Origin of the sequence: Yimella sp. cx-51, from assembly GCF_017654605.1 — a bacterium.
Lineage (GTDB): Bacteria > Actinomycetota > Actinomycetes > Actinomycetales > Dermatophilaceae > Yimella.
In genome coordinates this window covers 22,950-41,798 of the sequence record NZ_CP072114.1, presented here as the reverse complement: position 1 = coordinate 41,798, position 18,849 = coordinate 22,950, and the positions used below count along the sequence as shown (strand labels likewise).

Sequence of the window (18,849 nt, the reverse complement as noted above, 5' to 3'; positions counted from 1 at the left end):
GAGCCTGGTCTGACAGTCGAGCGGGTCTTGCCCGCTCGTGACCGGGGAAGCAGAGCCCTTGCCCTCTCCCCCGGTCGACGGGCTTAGCTGTTGTCGTGGTCCTGCTCGGCGGGCTCCTGGGCGCGGGTGGCCTTGGTGGCGCGCACGGTGTGGAAGCGGAGCGAGAACCCCACTTCGTCGGCGTTGACGTGCTGGGCGGTGCGCTCCTGGCCGGTCTCCTTGTCGGTCCACCGATCGGTGACGATGCTTCCGGTGACGGTGACCCGGTCACCCTTGCCGCACGACTCGACGACGTTCTCAGCGAAACTCCCCCACGCCTGGACGCGGTAAGCGTTCGGTTCGGCGTCCTGCCAGCCCTGGCCGTCCTCGCTGCGGCGGCGGCGGTTCTCCATGACGGTGAACCGCACCACGGCGCGGCCGCTGGGAGTGAATCGCAGCTCGGGGTCTGCGGTGAGGTTCCCGGCGAACGTGATGGTGGTCATGATGTGCACTCCTTCTTGGTGGTGAGGCTTGGTCAGTCCTCGTGGTCTGCCGTGTTGGTACTGTCAGCTTAGTCTAGTTGGTCAATGGTGTCTAGTAGGTTGAGAGTGCTTTTTCTGGTCGATCGCTCCCCTTTCCCGTTGAAATCGCGGGCGGCTCCCTGTCCTCGTCGACCCCATATGTAGGCGTCTCGCTGCTGCTCCTCGGTGATCTGCTGTCGCTGCGCTAGACGCACGGCGGCGCGGTAGCGGTCGGCGTCTCCTGCCCTGGCGGCGGCTCCCAGCTCCTCGAGTGTTCCCATCACCTCGGCCAACGTCGGCCGGTTCTCCTGTTTGGTTCATCTGGTCTCTCCTGGTTCGTAGACTTGCTCTCATGCGGTCCGGGTGGTTCCGGTCGCCGTGTTGATGGCCCCGGCCTCGCTGCCGCTCCCCTTGGCGACAGCGGGGCCGGGTGCTTTCGGGCTAGTACGGGCCTGCGCTGTCTGTGGCGATGCAGTACGGGCGGCACTGCTCCCCCGGCTCGGCTCCGCACTCCTGGCATCGGTCGCTGAGCCATTCATCTCCGGCGTACATCAGTGGGCCTCCTCGATGGTGGCGCGGCCGTAGCGGTCGACGTCGACCACCTGGACGGCGCTGGATGCGTGCTCAAACTCCACGTGTGCCACGGCTTCGACCCTGGCGGCGGCTCGGGTGTCGTGGGCGGCGCTGGTTGCTCCACACGTGCCGCATGACCAGTGGACCGCTGCGCGGTGGGTCGATAGGTACAGCTCATACCGGGCGGCGGTCGGGTATTCGTCGCGCTCGACGGTCACGGCCTGGCCGTCGATGTGGGCCGGGTACAGCACCAGCTCTAGCGGGCTGTCCGCGTGGGGGTTGATCAGGCGCACTCCCTGCACGGGTGAGCCGTGCTCGATCGGGCCAAGCGGCGCGGCGACGGTGCGCGCGGGGCGGTAGGTAATCCTCGATCCGATGCTGAGGATGCGGTCACCTGCTCGTAGGTCTGCGGCTCGGGTGAGTGTGAGTTTCATAGCGGTGTGCTCCCTTGGTGTGGTGAGGGTGGTTAGTCCTCGTGGTCTAGTTGGTCAATGCTGTCTAGCGTTGTGGTCCGGTGATTTCTCGAGTTCTCCCGGACGGGGGAGGGGCGAGCGGGTGGGCTCGCCCCTCCTGGTGTGCCGGGGTTTACGCGGCGTCTGCGAGGTCGGCGGCGATCTGCTCGACCGGCTCGCCGGCCTTCGCGCGGGCCCACGCTTCGCCCTTGGGCTCTAGGCCGGCTTCGCGCAGCGCGGCCGCTAGTTCCTTGTTCGTGGCCTTCGTCGCGGCCTTCTCGGCCTTGGCGGATCGGGCGACCTCGACGCCTTCGGCTCCCGCGGCGACGGCGGCGACGGCATCCAGAACGTGGCAGCTTCGCTCGTAGGCGGTGGCGACTCGCTCGGGGTTGCGGGTCCACTCGGCCACGTAGCGGGCTGAGCCTCGGGCTAGGTCGCCCTGGTCGTAGGCGGTGAGCAGGCCAAACGCGACGGCTTCGGCTTCGGCTTCCATGTCGCCTCGGTGCTCGCCTGCGTAGGGTCGCTCGTCGTCGGCTCCGTGCAGCAGTGCGTGGGCGATTTCGTGGGTCAGGGTCTCCACGGCCGCCCATCCTGCGAGGCCGCCGTGCACCACGATCTGGCGGGTTCCGTGGGCGGTGTAGCCACCTTCGGGCATGTCGCGGCCGGTGCGCTCGACCGTCCAACCCTGGCCGGTGATCCAGTCCGCGAGGCGCTGGAAGATTTCACGGGCTTCTCCTGCGGGCAGCTCGGGCGCGCTAAACGCGGTTTCGCCGGTCTCTCCGGTCTCGTTGTTGGTGACGTCGGCCGCGCGGTAGGTCTGCTCCAGGCGGAACACTCGGCGCTGGATGGCTCCGGGGGTGTCCTTGGTGCACTTCTGCCCGGTGCTGGGGTCGATCCACAAGGGGATCGGCTTGGACCACACCGACAGGCCAGCTCCGGCCGTAACGGTGTATCCGCGCTTGACCCAGATGTGACGGGGGGCGACCTCCTCGGCGGCGGCCCGGATCGCTGCGTGGAACGCGGTTTCGGTGTCCATTCCTGAGCCCACGAAGCGCGCCATCAGCTGGGCGACGATCAGCGTGTGGTTGGTGGGGGAGTAGGGCGGGTGACCCATCCGCAGGCGCAGCGCGCGGGCCGCCATCGCTGCGGGCCATCCGGCCGGGTCTGCGATGAACTGCGCCGCCTGGTCGACGATCGCCTTGCGGGTGGCCTTGTGGTCGATGGTGCTCATGGTGTGCGCTCCCTTGGTGTGGTGAGGGTGGTTAGTCCTCTGGTCTGCCGTGTTGATACTGTCAGTATAGTCGAGTTGGTCAATGCTGTCTAGTTGTTCGTTTGTTTTTCTCGTGCATTTCCTGGCGGGCGTCGGCCTCGATCGCCTCGACGTCTAAGCCGAGTTCGCGGCCGCGCTGCTTGTCGCGTGCGAGCTGATCGACGTTGTTACGGCGGGTGGCGTAGATGATGTGGTTCGTCACGAGGCGCTGAGCGGTGCACTCGTCTCGGTAGATCGGGTGGTGGCCGTGGGGGAATCCTCCGGGGCCTTCGCTCCTGGCTGCGTCGTAGCCGTGGTTGTTGCTCAGTAGGTAGGCGTTCGGCTCGATGGTTCCGCAGGCGGGGCAGGTCGCGGGCTGCTGGTCGCGCTCGGCTTGCTCCTGGGCGCGGTCGAACTCTCCGAACAGGTCGGGCTGAACGTGGTCGGTCATGGGTTGTGGTCTCCTTGGTTTTTCTGGTCCATGTGGTCAAAGGTGATGGCGCGGCTGGGACGCGACGGCATGTGTGTTTGTGCGGGGCCAACCACCCCCCGCCCCCTCCCCCTGACGTTTGTCCCCGTCGCGGCCGCATAAGGGTCACCGGGTCAACCCCGTAGGGGCAGTGGGGGAGAGAAGTTTCCGGACGAAACAAGCGACGTAGGAGCGCGTCCGGAAAGTTCTCGGAGGAGCTGGCGCGTAGCGCTTGACGCGGTGGCCCGTGGCCGCAGAGTGGGACGTCAGGGGGAAGGGCGAAGGTAAGGAGTAGAGCCACGTTGTCGGTGCCGTCTGGCACCGTCGTTCTGTATGAACGTGAGTCCGGCCGGGTGGTTCTTCCTGGGCACTGTCTTTCTGCCCTTCTTGGTGTCGTTGTGGTTCTTCACGAAATGCGATGCGCTTTTGCTCGATGAGTCGGGACGCCACTGTTCACGGCACACCGGCAAGGCCAGAGCCCCGCTCAGGCGCTGTCATCAGCACCGTGGTTTTACACGCGGGGTGTGGCATCAGGTCAACCCTGGCCCACTCTTAGACACGATCCTCGACTCGTTCCTTGGACCGAAGTAGCGCAGCCGGTTCACTAACACGATGGGGCAGTCACGATCTGAGCGGACGTGGCGTAAACCAGAATCCACACGTCATGTGTGGATTCGCTTGCGTGACAAGCATCCTCACCAACCGCCCGCGCCCGGTCTGGTGCTGGCGTGGAAGCGGAATAGCTACACCTGGTCTGCCCTGGTGACCTACGTTGATGAGTCGCAAGAGGGCGCTCAGCCGGTGGTGATTCAGCGGTGGGTGCCAGCGTCAGAGCTGCGGCCCGTGACGTCTGATCCAAACCGTGCGTTTGGGTTGCGCTAGAAGGCCGGCTCATCGTCATGGCCGTGCAGGTCTGGCTCGTAGGCGTGGAGCTGAGCGCATCGCCAGCCACCGATGCAGCGGGCCACGCCGAGCCGTTGCCCGGTCTCGTCGAGGACGTCGACCCAGCCGTGGTCGCACGAGTGGTCGGGGATCGGCTCCGGTTCGGGGGCCTGGTCGACGAGGCCGGGGTGGTCGCCGTCGACGTCGAGGTCTCGCAGGAGACCGGCGAGGACGGCAGCAGGCCGGGTGCGGATCTGCTCGACCCGCAGCTCGTCGAGGTTCTGGCCGCGTCGGAGAGCTTGATCTTGCAGAGCAGTGATCACGTCATCGGCTGTCCACGGCGTCGTAGCGGTAGCGAAGCGGGTTAGTGCCGGGGTGAGGCGTGAAAGCGGCTCAGATTGGCACCAGGTGAGCTTCCTGGCGACGTCAGCGGCCAGGGTGCGGGCCGCAGCGGTTCGTCGGGGGTCTCGTTTAGTGAGCCGCGGCGAAGCCGCGTCGGTCTTTCGACCGCGTGCGGTCGTCGTCTTGTGCGTGAGGTGACCAGTTTTCAAGGTGAGTTTCCCTCTTACAGAGGGACCTCTCGGGGGAGTGTTTATCCACACGCTGCGGCCGAGGGCGCGGGGCACGGTGAACGCCACTTCTGTGGATAGGCCACGCTGCTTGGAGCCAGCGCGGATGAGCGGCCACCGCTCTTCCATCGTGAGCATCCGGCCGGTCTCGATCACGACTTCCAGCCCGATTTCGCGGGCGATCTTCGCCAGGAGCTTGACGGTGCGGGGGAGGACACCGAGCACGCTGGCCACGGTGTCGGGGCGAACGATGCAACGTCGGCCCGAGGAAGGGTTGGCGTACCCGCTCTTGACGTCGAGGTAGCGGCGCATGAGTGCGGCCGACACGCGGCGGTGCAGCTTGGCGGCGTGGACATGCAGCGCGACGGGCACCACGACCGCTAGCCAGTGCTCCCGGCTCTTCCACGCAGGGATGGCCGAGTACGCGCCGTCAGGAGCGACGGTGCGGTGTCCTTTGCGGGGCACCCATTGCTCAGTGGTGGTGCGCTGGCCGAGGGCGTCAATTGTCGTGCAGCGCATACGTCGCCCGTGCCCCCGGTCGTCCTGGTGGCGGCGGGGGAGCACGGCGCGGTCGGCGCGGCAGGCGTGCTCGACGAGTCGCGCGTGCTCTGGAGCGCATGTGCGGTGTGTGCGGATCGTCGACACGATCGACGCGTAAGAGTGGACTGCCCCTGGGGCAGGGGGTACTGTGGGCAGCACGAAGCCACCTTTCAGACGGTGTGGGATTCGCAGCCAGCTGGTAACTGGCGCAAAAACTTCAGAGATTTACCGAGATAGCCGCCGCGCCAACGGCGGCTTTCGGCTTTTCAGGGCACTGCCCCGATCAAGTCAGCCCGTCAGGGGTAGCTCCTTCTGGCCGGTCGGGCCTGGAGGAAGGTCACGGGGACAGGCGCGGTCGAGGGCTTTCCACTCGAGGTAGGCCTGCACGCTGACACCGCGCTCAGCGGCGCGGCGCTTCAGCTCGTCTCGGTCGGCCTTTGAGAGTCGGAAAGCCACGGTGTGACCACGCTCGGAGCTGCGGTGTGCTGCTGCGGGGGTTGGCATAGCTGGCGTCCCTTCTCAGGAAGAACTGCGACTCCGCCGATCGTTGCACGCGCGGGCGCATGCAGTCTGGAACTCATAGGCGTGTCGCCTACTCCGAGGGTTCCATATGGAGTGACTGGGGGCAAAAAGGGGTCGATCCTGGAACCGCGAGGTCACAGGAAAAATTGTTTCAGCACCACCAGCAGCCAGCTCGAGCCGTCTGCATGATGGGGGCAGCTTCGGCGGCCGGGGCTGCGGTGACGGTGCCCAAAGACGCGGTGACAGCGATGGCAACGGATGCAAGCAGCTTCTTCATGGTGACCTCCTCCCCTTGAATCTTTAGCCCATCCTATGCGCGGCCTGAGGGCTTGACCACACCTGCGCGACGTAGGGTCTCGTCCATGGATGAGGCCCGCCTACGCCAGTTTTACGCACTATCCGATCCGGTTCGCTTGGCCCTGGTGGAAACGTTGCGGCTAGCGGGCGGACCGATGACTTCTGCGGTATTGACACGGGCAGTTCCCGATGCTGGCGGTGGGCTGAGTTTTCAGCTGGAGACACTTGAGGACGCCGGCCTTGTTGAGCGCGGAAGTGGTCGCGGGCGGGCTACGCAGTGGACGGCCAAAGAGATTCCCTTGTCGTGGGACGAGGACGATGAGCGCGACCCGCAGGGTGCCATTGCGATCCGCTCATTTGAGCGGGAACTGACAGAACGTCGGGAGGTTCGGTTCCGGCGGTGGCTGTCTGAGAAGCGAACGACCGCTTGGGATCCGCAGTGGAGCCATATCGACGACTCGTACGAGTGGGTGCTTGAGCTCACTCCAGGGCAGGTGGCCGATCTGCACGCGGACCTTGCTGCCGTGGTTGCGCGGCATCGAGAAGCATCGTCGGAAGAGAAGTCATCGACGACGTCAAGCGCAGAGCGAGTGTTCGTCGCCTTGACGACATGCCCGGTCCGCATCTCTCAGTAGGTGACTGAGGTATGAAGCTGCCCTTTCTGGCTGCTTTCGGCGGGGATCGCCTAGCCGATGCAATGTGGGATGTTGCTCTCGTCTGGATCGCGGTTCGTAGTGGATCTCCCCAAGCCGCCGCTCTCATCATGATTTGTGGTGTGGTTCCGCAGATCGCAGTAGCCCTGATCGGTGGCGCAGTAGGCGACCGATTGGGGCTCTATCGGACCGCCTCGGCCACCTTCTTGGCCCGCGGCATCACCCTCGGTCTCTTCGCCGGCCTCCTCATGGCTTCAGCGACTCCTCCGGTGGCAGCGATCGCAGTGATTGCGGCCCTGATCGGCCTGATTGATGCGTTCCACATGCCGGCCGTTCACGGCATTCCCGGCTTGCTGGACGTGGTCCAGGAGCAGATTCAAGGGGCGATGCAGGCGACTCGGAATGTCGCGTCGATCGTTGCAGCCCCGTTGATCGCGGTGCTGCTGGGCTGGTCGGTGTCCTGGTCTGTAGGGGTCTGTGCGTTCTTGGCCGGTCTTTCGGCTCTGCTCTTAATGCGCACGAAACGAGAAGTCGAACGGAATGCCGATGCTTCCGGTGGGCCGGATGGGTCGGTCTGGGCGCTGGCGGCGGAGGGCGTCAAGTACGTCGCACACAACGCTCGCCTGCGTTTGCTGCTGGTGATCTTCGCGGCCGCAAATCTATTTTCGACGTCCCCGATGATGCTCGGCATCGGACTGAAGGCGAGCGAGTTGGGGTGGTCTGCGCTGACATACGGCTCGGTCTTCGCGGCGGTCGCTGTCGGCGGAGTCATCGGAAGCCTTGTATTGAGCAAGTGGGGGGACAAGGTCACGGATCCAGTGAGCACGGGTCTCGTCACTCTCGTCGGGACAGGTGGCTGCATTGCTCTTCTGAGCGTGGCCAGCACGGCCCCGCTGGCGGCGGCAGCAGGCTTCGCCGCGGGCCTTGTGTCGGCGCCCGGTATTGGGTTGCTTGTGAGCGAGGTGCGGCGTCAAGCGGGGCCCCAGATGATGGGCCGGGTGATGAGCGCCTTGCAGCTCGCAACGTTTAGTTGCATCCCGCTGGGTCACCTGGCGTTTGGGTTGCTGACTCGTACGAACAGCGTCGGGCTGGCCGGGTCTGTCATGGGTGCTGCTCTGATCATGGTGGCCGGCCTTGGCCTGTTCTCACATCGGCGGAACGTCGAGAGGGCTATCTCCTAGCGGATTGCGCCTGCGCTCGAGCCGTAGCCGGTCGTCGTGGGCCTCGGCCGCACGTTCATCGAACCAGTACGCGGGAGGGCAGCCCAACACTGTGCATAGCGCGTAGAGGAGCCGGCCTCCGGGGTTGACGTCGGACTGACCGCGCCGCAGCCGTTTGATATACGACTCGCTTGTTGGGCACCCGTGCTGACCCAGCGCATCCGCAAGGGCTCGGTTGGTCCAGCGGACCCGCTGCCCGTCCTTTGTGGTCGTCGTCATGGCGAGCAGCCGGTTAAGTCGGGCCGCGAAGGAGGGCAGTCCTTTAGTGGCTGGGTCGAGAGGTTGCACGTCACTATTGTATCCCGCAGGGTCACAATAGTGACCATCCGGAGCCGGTTTAAGCGGTTTGGAGCGCCCCAAACAGACGCTCAAGTTTCCCTGCAATACCGGGATCTTTTACCCTCTCCTGACTCTGCCTTGGCCAAACCTAGAAGGTGCAGTTGATGACCCCTGGGCACGAGGCACTTACTGTCGCCACAGGGAGACGGCAGCAAGGGGAGGCAGTGGCGTGGAGAAGAGAGCGGACGAGCTGGAACCAGTCAGCGACGTGTCACCTCCAAGCGGAATTGGCGCATCCACGCCGCAGCGCGGCGATCTGGCCCAGCAAGGCATCCACGGGGTCAATCCCGAACTCGCTGCCAGGCTGGTTCGTTTCGGATTCGGACGGGCAGCGTAAGGAGACGCGGCGCACCTAGCCGCCGTGCTGCTGAGCTAGCTGTTCAATTTCGCGCTGAATCTGCTCAGTGCTGTGCCAGAAGTAGCGGGGATCCACCCCGAAAACATCAGCGATCTCAAAGATCACGCGTGCTGGTGGTGACTTGCGATAGCCCGCGAAATAGTGCCGCAAACCGTTCCCAGTGACTGGAGTACCACGCCTCGTACATTCGCGCGCTAGCCCCTCGACGGACCACAGCTGACCTGTTGCGTCAGGAATCCGGTCAAGCAGCCACCGCAAACGCTCGGCCAGGTCGGGGAGGTCTTGCGCGCCAGGCTGATTCACCATCGCCGCCACACCCTTCCTTGGTCGCGAGTTCAAATGCAGAACGCCAGGGTATCGGGAGCCTTGGCTCGCCCTAGAGCAAACAGAAGACGTGCCGATTCAGCCCCATTGGCAACACTCCATATGAGGTGTAACCTTTCAACGGAAACAATCCATATGGAGTGAAAGGAGGGGAGATGCCGTCGACTAGACGCCGCATATGTGTGTTGCCGGGTGAGGGTCTTGCGGGCCTCTACTTCGACGTCGCGCTGGAGCTCGTCGAAGAGGCCATTCGTTGGATGCCCTCTGAGCACGCGCTGATGGTCGCTCACAATGGGCTACACGTGCACGGGGTGAGCGCGAAGACCCTGGTGCAAGGTTTGGAGGCGGTGCAGGCACATTGGGCAGCCGAGGCGGCTCGGCTGACGTGGCCTGTGCGGTCGCCGTTGGCGACTGACCACCCCCGAGTGGCCAAGACGCTCGATCGATGGAGTGCGGCCGTACTTCGCTACGAGCACGCGGCCGCGTTGCGCGCCACTGCATTCAGCGCTTCACCAACAGCCACGATGACCCCGGCCGCGGTCCCAGCCTCATGAAGCGCGAGAAGGCCCGGGCTGATCGGTCGTTGGCATCGGTCCCTGCTGTTCCAGCGTTCCCGGTGTTGTCGGCTGATGTCGATGAGGACGGGAAGGCGTGGTTTCAGGGTCATCGTGTGGAGCTGCGGGAGGGGGAGGAGCCCGCGGCCGCGGTGATGCGTTTGGCGGCGGAAGCTGCGGGCGCGCGTGATGGCGCGGTGAAGGCGGTCCGAGTCCGGGCGAGTAGTGGCGGGGCCGCTTGGGATCTGATTGTGGATGAGTCGGGGCAGGTGTGGGATGCGCCGGCGAAGAGCCGGTCTGCGGTTTCTGGCCGTCAGAAGGTGGGGTTGTTCGCTGCCCTGGCTGGGGTGATTGTGCTGCCGGTCGCGGTGGCGGCCGCGATTGTGGTTCCTCGGGTGGCCGGTGGTGATGAGGTGGCTGCCGCCACGACTCGGACGGTGACGGTTGAGCCTCCGAAGCCTTCGCCGACGCAGCTTCCGGTGCTTGCGCCGTTTGGAGGTCAAGCGGTGGCGGTGTGGTCATCGGCTCCGGTGTCGTCGTCGGGGATGGGTTCTGCTGGAAGCACCGCGGCGTCTCCTGCTGTGGTGGTGGGCTCGTGCGTTGCGGTGGTGGAGCGCGTCGATCGCGGGTCCGCGGTGACCTGTTTGCGGGCTGACACCGGCGCTCAGGTGTGGTCGGTGCGCTTGGACGCTTCTGGAGCTTCCCTGCGGCCTATGAAGGGTGGGGTCGTGGTGAGCTCTTCCTCTGGGGCTCGGGTGATTGATGGCTCGGGTCGGGTCCTCTCCTCAAGGAAGTTCAGTGGTGGCGAACAGCCGGCGATCGTAGGTGCTGGGTTCGCGGTGACGTCCTCGAAGTCGTCCGCTCTGATCGACGTCGCGGGTAAGTGGGTGCCTCGCGTGATCCCGGCAGGTGCTCGGATTGTGGGCGTTTCGGGTGCGGCGGCGGTGATGACTGACACTTCAGGTCAGGCGTGGTCGGTGACCGATGGTCGGGTCGCGCCGGCCGGGGTGCGGTTGGTTGCTCCGTCGAAGGACGCGAAGCCGGTTGGTCCGCTGGGCGTCACTTCGGACGGGTTCTTGTACGCATGGCAAGAAGCAGACCGGGTGGTGGTGCAGCGGTACCGGAACTCGGAGTTGTCGCGCCCGGTGATGACGAGTCGAGTACCAGAGCACGCAGGCTCGGGGGCGATTGGCCCGGGCCAGGTGGCCGTCTCTCCCGGCGACCGGCTGGCTGTCGTTCAAGGTCACTTGGTCGACCTGGTGACCGGGACGGCAAGGGCGCTACCAAAAGGGTGGCGCACGACGAGCGTGCTGGATTCGCAGGTGACCGGCCAGGTGCAGGGTTCCTCGGTCGTGGTGGATGCTCAGGCACGTCCGTTGTGGACGGTGAAGCCTCCCACGGGTGTGGATGTGGGTGTCCCCGTGGCTGAGCTATCCGGGATCTCGTTCATCGCGGCCCGTGCCGGGGCTGAAACCCGGGTGTACGCGGTGCGCACGGTGCTCCCGGCCGAGCGGCCCTCCTCTCCTTCCTCATCTTCTGTGCCGTCGTCGACGAGCGGGCCTGTTTCCCCCTCCTCCGGGTCCTCCTCGTCGACGGCGGTGCAGAGCTCTTCCCCTTCCGCACCGGCGTCTTCGAAGGCTCCGACTTCCACGAAGGGTGCAGCGAAATGAGTTACGCACGGTTGGTTCTGGCGGGGTCACTGGTCGTGGTGACGGTGACCGGATGCGGTGGCGGCCAGGACGAGGCTGCCCTGACCCGCACGGTCACGGTCACGGCATCGCACCCGGTGCAGGTACCAGCCCCGTCCACGGCTTCCTCGAGCTCGACGGCGGCTGATGTCCCGCAGGACGAAGGCACCTGGGAAACGACACCGCCGGCGACGCATGGGCCGGAGTCGATGGGTGCCGACAGTGAAAAGACGCTGCTGGCGGCCGCGAAGCGGTTTGTGGAGTTGTGGGCTCGTCCCACGGTGGGTGAGGCGCAGTGGCGGGCGGCGTTGAATCCGCTGCTGACTCGGCGGGGTCAGACGTTGATCCAGTGGACGGACCCGGCGAATGTGCCGGCGTTGCGGATCAGCGGTAAGCCGCAGCGGGTCGCGGCGGGTGATGACGGCCCCGTGTTCCCGGTGATGGTCCCGACCGCGCAAGGAAACCTCGTGATTGACCTGGCGAGCACGCCCACCGGCGGGTGGCTGGTGGATGGGTTCACCCTCCCTGCAGGGATCCACTGATGCGGAAGGTGGCGGTCGCGGTGCTCGCCGGGTTCTTGGGCCTGGTGGTGATGATCGCTGCCCTGTTCGCGCCGGGTGCTGATGAGGACGATCAGGCTGCGGCGGCCTGTGTGCCGTCGTCTGCGGACACGGCCGCGTGGTCAGGCCAGACGACCGGACCGGCACGGATCCCGATGGTCGGCCCGGCGATTGTGACCAGCAATTTCGGTATGCGCGTCAACCCAGGCGATGACTTGAGGGGCACGTACATGCTGCACGCCGGTATCGATATTGATGGCAACGGCACTCAGATCGTGGCGGCGATGGCGGGCCGCGTCCTGAACGTGGCCAACGACCGCGTGGGTGGGAATTACGTCCGCGTCGACGTGGGCGGGGGCACGCACCACTACTACAACCACCTGGTCTCGGGCTCGGCCAAGGTCAAGGTCGGGGATGTGGTGTGGCCGGGTCGGCTGATCGGGACCGAGGGCAGGACCGGGAACGCCTCGGGTGTGCACCTGCATTTTGGTGTGTACGTCAATGGCAAGCCCACTGATCCGCGACCGTGGTTGGCTCAGCATGGGGTCACCATTCCCGCGGTGGGCGGCAAGGTGGTCGGCGGGCCGGTAGTGACCGCTCCACCTCCCTCTTCCGAAGCAGCTTCGAGCTCGGCGTCAGCGACACCGGTCGCCGCACCGGCAACGTCCACGCCCGCCTCACCGTCCAGCAACTCCGGGTCGCCGGCGGCATCGAGTGGGCCGGTGCAGCCACCGGCCGGGTTCCCCACCAGCGTGGGCCCGTGGAAGGGCCAACAGCTGGTGAACGCCGGCTGGGTCATCCGTGCCGGTCAGGACCTGGGCTTGGACGTGTACGGGGTGACGTTGGGGGTCATGGTCGCCGCTGGCGAATCGACATTGCGGGTTCTGGACTACGGCGACGCGGTGGGCCCGGATTCCCGCGGGTTGTTTCAGCAGCGGGATAACGGCGCGTGGGGAAGCTACGCCGACCGCATGAACCCTTACATCAGCGCCACGAACTTCTTCAAGGTCCTCAAAACCTTCGACTACCGCGCGATGCCTCCGACGTTGGCGGCTCACCGGGTGCAGCGCAACGCTGACCCCTCCTATCACGGCCAGTTCTGGAAGGACGCCATCCGGATTGTTGCCGCGCTGACCGCGAACCCGGAGTTGCTGAAGCAGCTCCCGGCCAGCGGCAGCATCAGCGGTGATGGTGGTGGGGGAGTGGGTGCCTGCACCGAAGAGGTCGCTGGTGAAGCAGGCGGTGGCCCGTTGCCGGCAGTCGCCGGGGAGAAGCAGAACCCGACGAACCCGCGCCGCATCCACGACTTCCAACTGGTCAAGTTTTTGCGGTGGGCAACCGCGAACGGGTGCTCGGTGCATGAGCACCCGCTGTACCCGCCGGTCACCCCTGGAGTGCACCTTGCCCCGGAGAAGTATGGATGGCACTACCTGGGCGGCGCTGCGGACCTGAACTGCGGGCCACAGGGCAGTGGCCGTAAGGCCGCGAACGACGCCGCGGTGTGCCAGGCGCTGCGAATGGGTGTGCACGGCGTGATCTGGATGGCTCCGGGTCACCACGGCCACATCCATGTCGACGTGTCGAACCACCGGCGGATCTACAGCGATGTGAAGGGCTCGCCGGGCTGCGATCTGACGCCGGGCCCGGTGGAAACCTCCCCGGGACCCAGCTCGACCAGCACGGCGGCGAGCTCGACGACGGCTTCGCCTGTCGCGGCAGGGCCTGCAGGCGATGAGAGCCGCGCACTGATCACGACCGATGCACGGTCATGGACCCGTAGAGGAAAGGGAGTTCAGGCATGAAACTTGCGGCGAAACGGAAGCCAGCACCCTTGGTGCCGCATAACCCGTTCACCCAGGCCGAGGTCGAGGTGAGCACCGAGGAAGAGGAACCGGTGCTGGAGCCGGACCCGCTGCTGCTGGGTGACCGTCTCAGCGAGAAGGGGCCACGATCCCCACTGCACAGCAAAGGTTCCGAGTCGGCGCAGCCAACTCAGACCACGGCGGGGCCGCTGCAGGTCGTCGGGTTGCACGGCGGGGCTGGGGCGTCCACGATCGCCGGCCTGTTGGCCGGAGGCGGGTGTGCCGTGGTCGATCAGGGCCGGTGGGATCCGAAGGTGCCGATCAGTGGTCCGTGCGTGGTCGTGGCCACCACCCGTGGTGCGGGCTTGGCCGCACTTAAAGCGTTCGCTGAGACCTGGCACACCGGCCGCCTGCCGGCAGCGGTGGTGCTGGGTGTGGTGCTCGTGGATGACGCACCCCACCAGCCCAGGGCCATGAAGAGGTCGGCACCGGGTGCGTCCGGGGTCCTGCCTCGACTGTGGCGCATCCCGTGGTCTGAGGACCTGCGGATGGTTGCGGCACCGACCGCGGATGTCCCGCTGTCCTGGCGAACCCGACTGACTATCAACAGCATTCACCGCACATACCGATCGTTGTAAGGAGAAGAAACCATGGAAGTACCTAGTCCTGTTGCAGTCCCCGGCATTGACCGATTCCTCACTTACCTGGGATGGGGGCTCTACACCGCCGGGCTGTTCGTGATGCTGGGTGTCATCTGCGGCGTCATTTGGATGATCGTTGGCGCGTTCCGCCGGGGAGCCTTCGAGGGCGGCAAGTTGATCGTCGTCAGTTTCGCTTCCGGCGCGATCATTTCCGGTTCAGCGCTACTGCTGGGCCAGTTCCTGCAGGGCGTTCCCACGATCACCCCCGAGCAGCCTCCGTGGCTTGAGGCCGTGAACACGATCATCGGTTGGGCACTCTTCCTAGGCGGAATCGCAGCCCTGGGCGCGGTCGTCGCCGGCGCTGTGTGGCTGATTGTCGGTGCGGTCCGTCATGGCGTGTATGAGGGCATGAAGGCCATCATGATCGCACTCTTCGGCGCGGGCATGTTGGGAACGATGGGCACGTGGTTCGGCACGGTCATGGCCTTCTAAGCCCACCGACACTCAACCGTTTTGGTGACCGAGGAGGTCGAACATGATGAACAACAAGACCGGCAGTGAGCACGAGGACACCCGGGCTGATGAGCCCCGCCCCTGGGGCATGCGCGGCCCGGGGTGGGTGCTCGCGCTGGGCACGATGTTCCTGGTCGTGGTCGCGATGATCGCGGTGTTTGTTGTGGGCCGGGGCGGGCAGAAGAACGCTGGCCCCACTGAGGTGACCAGAACGGTGACGGCTCCGGCACTCTCCGGCGCAGGTCAGGCCAGCTCGAGCGCTCCATCCGGATCGTCGACAGCTGCCAGTGGTCAGTGCCCCACCCCGAAGCAGGATTCCGCCCCGGCAGAGACCGCAGAGTTGAAGACGACGTGGGAGGTGACGGGGCAGGTCCTGTCTCCCTCCACGGAGGCCGGTCCAAAGGTCAAAAGCGATGGGTTGCGGCGCTGCTTTGACCGGTCCCCACGGGGTGCGGTGGCGTTCGCGGCCAACACGTTCCTGGGGTTCATGCAGGCACCGGATGTCGCCCGCCAGGTGGCGTTGCACCAGATGACACCGGGAGCCGCCCGCGATCAGACGCTGCAGAGCCCGGGCACCACGGACACCTCAACGCAATTCGGCATCGCCGGCTACCGGGTGCTGGCGTGGAGCCCTGACGCGGCCCAAGTCGAGTTCGCGGTCACCGTGAGCACCCGCCCTGGGACGTGGACCCGAGTCGCGCCACGGATCGTGTGGAGCGGGGATGACTGGAAGATGGACGGCGCGAACCTCGGCCCGGACCCGGCACCGCTGGATTCCCTCGCGATGCTGACCCAGTGGGGCCCCGGGGGTGCGTCATGATGCCAGCGCCGGCACCCGTCGCCGCCCCACCCGGTCTCGGCGATGTGGTGGGATGCGCTCTCAGTCTCCCGGGGTGCCTGTTGTCCAAGGGTGCGGGCAAGGCCGTTGATGCGGTCGCGGACGGGGCCTGGGAAAAGATCGTCAAGGGATTCCTTGAAGGCATGGTCGGGATGTTGGAACGGTTGTCGACGTTCTGGATGAAATTTCCGGACCCTCAGCTGACCAACCCGAGCGCGCCCGAGGGGGCGATGATCGGGCCGATGCAGATCCTGTCGGATCGGCTCGCCGGGTGGGTTGCGTTGTGCAGCCTGATATCGGTCGTCGTGTGCTGCGTCCGAGCGATCCGTCAGGTCTCGGCCCAACCGTTTGGTGAAGCCGCGATGCAGGTCATGATGCTGGTCGCCGTGCAGCTGGGCCTGGCCGGTGCGGTGCAAGGAGGACTGGCCGCGACGTCGGCGTTGTCGGAGTCGTTGCTGTCGGCGAGTGGGCAGAGCCGATCGCTGACCGGGCTGGTGTCTGTCGACGAGGCCATGTCGGCGAACCAATCGGTCGCGGTGTGGTTCATCCTGGCGCTGCTGGCGATCCTGTCCTCGCTAGCGCAGCTGATGTTCATGATGATGCGCGGACCGCTGATCATGCTGCTGGTCCTGTGGATGCACTTCGCGGCCGCAACGGCTGCCAGCGCAGAGGGTCGGATCAGGGCCAAGAAGGTCATCGGCCTGCTGATCTCGTTTATGGTCTACAAGCCTGCGGCTGCGGCAATTTACGCGCTCGGATTCATGCTGATCTACGGCAGCGGAACCGAGGGCGCGACCAAGAGCGACGCCTTCATGACCACCATGTACGGGTTCATGACGGTGCTCATGGCCGCGATCGCTTTGCCGGCGGTGATCCGGTTCATCGTGCCGCTGGCGGCCGCGACAAGCTCGAGCGCATTCTCGGGTGGAGCTGCGGCTGGTGCGGTCGCGGCTGGGTCGGCTGTGGTGGCCACGATGGGCGGATCGGCCGCAGCAGCGGGTGGCCGAGCTGCGGCCCGTGGATCGGCGGTGAAATCCCCCACCGGTCGCGGTACTGAATCGATGACTACGTCCGGATCGTCCCCGGGTGGCGGTGGTAGCCACGTGGCTGCTGCACTCATGGGTGGTGGTGGCCAGGGCGGCACCGCTGGCGCTGGTGGTGTGGCGTCCAAGGGGTCATCAAATGTCCTACCGTCCGCCGGTGGTGGTTCCGGATGGGCCACTGCTGGTGGATCGGTCACGAAGTCGGCCGGCGCGAATGTCGGCGGCACAGCGACGGTGAATGGTTCGTCTGTTGGTGGCGGTGCGGCAGCTGCGCCGTGGGCTTCGGGTCAAGGGTCCTCAGTCCTCGCCAAGAGTGGTGGGGGAGCGAAGAACTCCGGTACTGCACCTCCTAATGCGGCGTCTGCGCCGTCTCCCTTGCCGGGAAGGTACGGCGCGACCGGCGGGGTCAAGAGTTCAGGTACCAACCCGGCCCCGGTGTCGAGCCCTGCGCCGGCACCGCCGGCCGCACCTCCGCGTCCCTCCTCACTAGGCACTGGCGGGTATGGCGCGGCGTCGGCTAGCTCGTGGCGACCCAATGGGTCACCTGGTCGCGGGCAGGGATCCCCCGGGTCGACGAGGCCGCTGCCGAGCAGACCTGCCTCTCGTCGAGAGCCGTCGGTAGCGCTGCCCACCTGGGCCCGTGCCAGCGGCGCGGCCGCTCAGCGGATGTCGAGCTCCGACCGACTCATCCCTCCCGGCCACTGAGCCTGACCGAAACCGTTTGAAGGAGATGCACATGACCACAGCAGCTGATGAAGCGACGGGGACCGCGAGCAAGGAGAGGATCCGGTACGGCAACTTCCGTCGGCCTGGGTGGCCGGGACTTTTCTCCACCTCACCAGCGGAGAGCGCCGTCGTCGGGTTGTCGACGTTCATGCTCGTGCCGCTGATGTTCTTCAAGTTGTACTGGCTGATGGCGGCTTTGGCCCTCTTCATCCTCGTCGTGGAGATCCCGCTGGTGCTGCCGTCGCGGCACGGGTCACGTGCGCATCGGCTTGCGCGCCGGCGCGCGTTCAGCAAGGCCCGCCGGCGCGGTGAGACGGCGTTGGTGCAAGGACCGACCGGGAGGACCCCGGACGGTCGCACTCGTCTGCCTGGGATGGCGGCGCAAACGGTGTTGCATGAGTGGGAAACCAACCTTGGTGACGCGGTTGGGGTCATCGAGTGGCCTAAGAGCAAGTTGTGGACGGTCGCGATCCGGTGCATGCCGCCTGGGCGCGCGGGCCGGGACCAGAGCACAGTGGACCGTCTGGTTGCGACCTGGGGTGGGTTCTTGGCCTCGCTGGGTCTGGAGCGGGTCGCCGGCGCGTCAGTGATCGTGGAAACGGTGCCCGGAGCCGGACGTCGCCAGCGAGCCAGCGCAACCCGCGGCATGGTCGAGGGAGCACCGGAATTCTCCCGGATCGCGCTTGAACAGGCCCTCGCCGGTGAGGACGACTGGGAGCCGATGACCCGGGTATGGGTCACGATCACGTTTGATGCCCGTCGCAGCCTGGGCGCTAAACCGCGGACGGCGGAGCAGATGCGGACCTACCTTTCCGGCCGGTTGCCGTTCGTCCTTGGTGACATCCGCACCACGGGTGCGGGTGACACCGCACGCTTCTGTGACGCGCAGGAACTCATCGACACGGTGCACGGCATGGTCAACCCCTCGGCGGAGGCGGCGATCGACGATGCTCGGCAGACACGTCGTGGCACGGGGTTGGATTGGCGCGACGCAGGCCCGATGCTCGCCTTGGAGCACTACGACCGGTGGGAGCACGACGGTGCGGTGTCGCGGTCGTGGGTGATGCTCAGCCCGGCCCGTGGTGAGCAGACCGACGAAGCCTTGGACCCGTTGCTGGCCCCGCATTCGGAGGTGCAGCGCAAACGGGTAGCAGTGCTCTTCCGGCCGGAAGAGGCAGTGAAATCGGCACAAGCCGCGGAGGCGCAGGTGAAGTCCGCCTCGTTTGGTGCCAGCAAGAAGGAACGCGTCACCTCCCGCCAGCGCGACGAACTCAACGCGGCGCTGAAGACCGAGGACGAAGAATCCGCCGGTGCTCTGCTGCAGCGCTTCTCGATGATCGTGACGGCGACGGCGTTCTCCGATGAGGAGCTGGAGTTCTCCTCTAACACCATCGAGGGCCTGTTGGACCGCCGCCGACTCGGGCACCGGATCGCCTACGGGTCACAGACGGTGGCCGCGATGGCCTCCACCCCGATCGGGATGGTCGTGGCCCGCGAAACCAAGTTGCCAGACGTCGTGCGCGACGCGCTGTGAGGA

At 66.0% G+C, this 18,849-nt stretch carries 18 protein-coding genes; 10 read left to right on the top strand and 8 right to left on the bottom strand.

Annotated features, from left to right (window positions below; translation table 11 throughout):
- Window positions 1-83: 83 nt before the first annotated feature.
- The 6 genes from J5M86_RS15330 to J5M86_RS15645 all read right to left on the bottom strand — a co-directional run bounded on the left by J5M86_RS15330 (window position 84) and on the right by J5M86_RS15645 (window position 6,033).
- The gene (locus J5M86_RS15330) at window positions 84-482 is read right to left on the bottom strand and encodes a single-stranded DNA-binding protein (RefSeq protein WP_188061747.1); all 399 of its coding nucleotides are present in this window, start codon (window positions 480-482) and stop codon (window positions 84-86) included.
- A gap of 569 nt (window positions 483-1,051) precedes the next feature.
- Complete coding sequence (locus J5M86_RS15325; protein ID WP_188061746.1) at window positions 1,052-1,507, bottom strand: hypothetical protein; 456 nt, start codon at window positions 1,505-1,507, stop codon at window positions 1,052-1,054.
- Between the two features lie 151 nt (window positions 1,508-1,658).
- Window positions 1,659-2,756, bottom strand: coding sequence for an ImmA/IrrE family metallo-endopeptidase (locus tag J5M86_RS15320; protein ID WP_188061745.1), 1,098 nt, complete (start codon window positions 2,754-2,756; stop codon window positions 1,659-1,661).
- Between the two features lie 79 nt (window positions 2,757-2,835).
- The gene (locus J5M86_RS15315) at window positions 2,836-3,225 is read right to left on the bottom strand and encodes a hypothetical protein (protein WP_188061744.1); all 390 of its coding nucleotides are present in this window, start codon (window positions 3,223-3,225) and stop codon (window positions 2,836-2,838) included.
- A gap of 896 nt (window positions 3,226-4,121) precedes the next feature.
- Window positions 4,122-5,213 (bottom strand): hypothetical protein, encoded by a 1,092-nt coding sequence (locus tag J5M86_RS15310; protein ID WP_188061743.1) that lies wholly within the window; start codon window positions 5,211-5,213, stop codon window positions 4,122-4,124.
- Between the two features lie 694 nt (window positions 5,214-5,907).
- Window positions 5,908-6,033: a hypothetical protein gene (locus J5M86_RS15645; protein ID WP_255427708.1), complete on the bottom strand. Its 126-nt coding sequence runs from the start codon at window positions 6,031-6,033 to the stop codon at window positions 5,908-5,910.
- Window positions 6,034-6,118: 85 nt separating this feature from the next.
- Here J5M86_RS15645 and J5M86_RS15305 point away from each other — a divergent pair, with 85 nt between their 5' ends.
- Window positions 6,119-6,688 carry a helix-turn-helix domain-containing protein gene (locus J5M86_RS15305; RefSeq protein ID WP_188061742.1) on the top strand — a complete coding sequence of 190 codons (570 nt, stop codon included), beginning with the start codon at window positions 6,119-6,121 and terminating at the stop codon, window positions 6,686-6,688.
- Window positions 6,689-6,699: 11 nt separating this feature from the next.
- Complete coding sequence (locus J5M86_RS15300) at window positions 6,700-7,887, top strand: MFS transporter (protein ID WP_188061741.1); 1,188 nt, start codon at window positions 6,700-6,702, stop codon at window positions 7,885-7,887.
- Window positions 7,888-8,617: 730 nt separating this feature from the next.
- On the opposite strand, the gene J5M86_RS15295 is transcribed toward J5M86_RS15300, so the two are convergent.
- Window positions 8,618-8,929, bottom strand: a complete 312-nt coding sequence (locus J5M86_RS15295; RefSeq protein WP_208965170.1) for a hypothetical protein — start codon at window positions 8,927-8,929, stop codon at window positions 8,618-8,620.
- Between the two features lie 173 nt (window positions 8,930-9,102).
- On the opposite strand from J5M86_RS15295, the gene J5M86_RS15290 reads away from it, so the two are divergent.
- Complete coding sequence (locus J5M86_RS15290; protein ID WP_188061740.1) at window positions 9,103-9,501, top strand: hypothetical protein; 399 nt, start codon at window positions 9,103-9,105, stop codon at window positions 9,499-9,501.
- A gap of 1,363 nt (window positions 9,502-10,864) precedes the next feature.
- Here J5M86_RS15290 and J5M86_RS15285 read toward each other — a convergent pair.
- A complete protein-coding gene (locus J5M86_RS15285) occupies window positions 10,865-11,152 on the bottom strand; it encodes a hypothetical protein (RefSeq protein WP_188061739.1) in 288 nt (95 codons plus the stop codon).
- Window positions 11,153-11,167: 15 nt separating this feature from the next.
- On the opposite strand from J5M86_RS15285, the gene J5M86_RS15280 reads away from it, so the two are divergent.
- From J5M86_RS15280 to J5M86_RS15250, 7 genes are read left to right on the top strand one after another with little or no spacing between them, the layout of a single operon-like run.
- Window positions 11,168-11,731 carry a hypothetical protein gene (locus J5M86_RS15280; protein WP_188061738.1) on the top strand — a complete coding sequence of 188 codons (564 nt, stop codon included), beginning with the start codon at window positions 11,168-11,170 and terminating at the stop codon, window positions 11,729-11,731.
- Window positions 11,731-13,551, top strand: coding sequence for a M23 family metallopeptidase (locus tag J5M86_RS15820; protein WP_188061737.1), 1,821 nt, complete (start codon window positions 11,731-11,733; stop codon window positions 13,549-13,551). Before J5M86_RS15280 ends, J5M86_RS15820 begins: the two co-directional genes overlap by 1 nt.
- Entirely contained in the window at window positions 13,548-14,189 is a 642-nt protein-coding gene (locus J5M86_RS15270) for a DUF6668 family protein (RefSeq protein ID WP_188061736.1), read from the top strand. Before J5M86_RS15820 ends, J5M86_RS15270 begins: the two co-directional genes overlap by 4 nt.
- A gap of 12 nt (window positions 14,190-14,201) precedes the next feature.
- On the top strand, window positions 14,202-14,684 hold the full coding sequence (locus J5M86_RS15265; protein ID WP_188061735.1) for a hypothetical protein: 483 nt from the start codon (window positions 14,202-14,204) through the stop codon (window positions 14,682-14,684).
- A gap of 43 nt (window positions 14,685-14,727) precedes the next feature.
- Complete coding sequence (locus tag J5M86_RS15260; protein WP_188061734.1) at window positions 14,728-15,525, top strand: hypothetical protein; 798 nt, start codon at window positions 14,728-14,730, stop codon at window positions 15,523-15,525.
- Window positions 15,522-17,291 carry a hypothetical protein gene (locus J5M86_RS15685; protein ID WP_188061733.1) on the top strand — a complete coding sequence of 590 codons (1,770 nt, stop codon included), beginning with the start codon at window positions 15,522-15,524 and terminating at the stop codon, window positions 17,289-17,291. The genes J5M86_RS15260 and J5M86_RS15685 overlap by 4 nt, the downstream gene beginning before the upstream one ends.
- A 31-nt stretch (window positions 17,292-17,322) precedes the next feature.
- Window positions 17,323-18,846 carry an SCO6880 family protein gene (locus tag J5M86_RS15250; RefSeq protein ID WP_188061732.1) on the top strand — a complete coding sequence of 508 codons (1,524 nt, stop codon included), beginning with the start codon at window positions 17,323-17,325 and terminating at the stop codon, window positions 18,844-18,846.
- The last annotated feature ends 3 nt before the right edge of the window (window positions 18,847-18,849 follow it).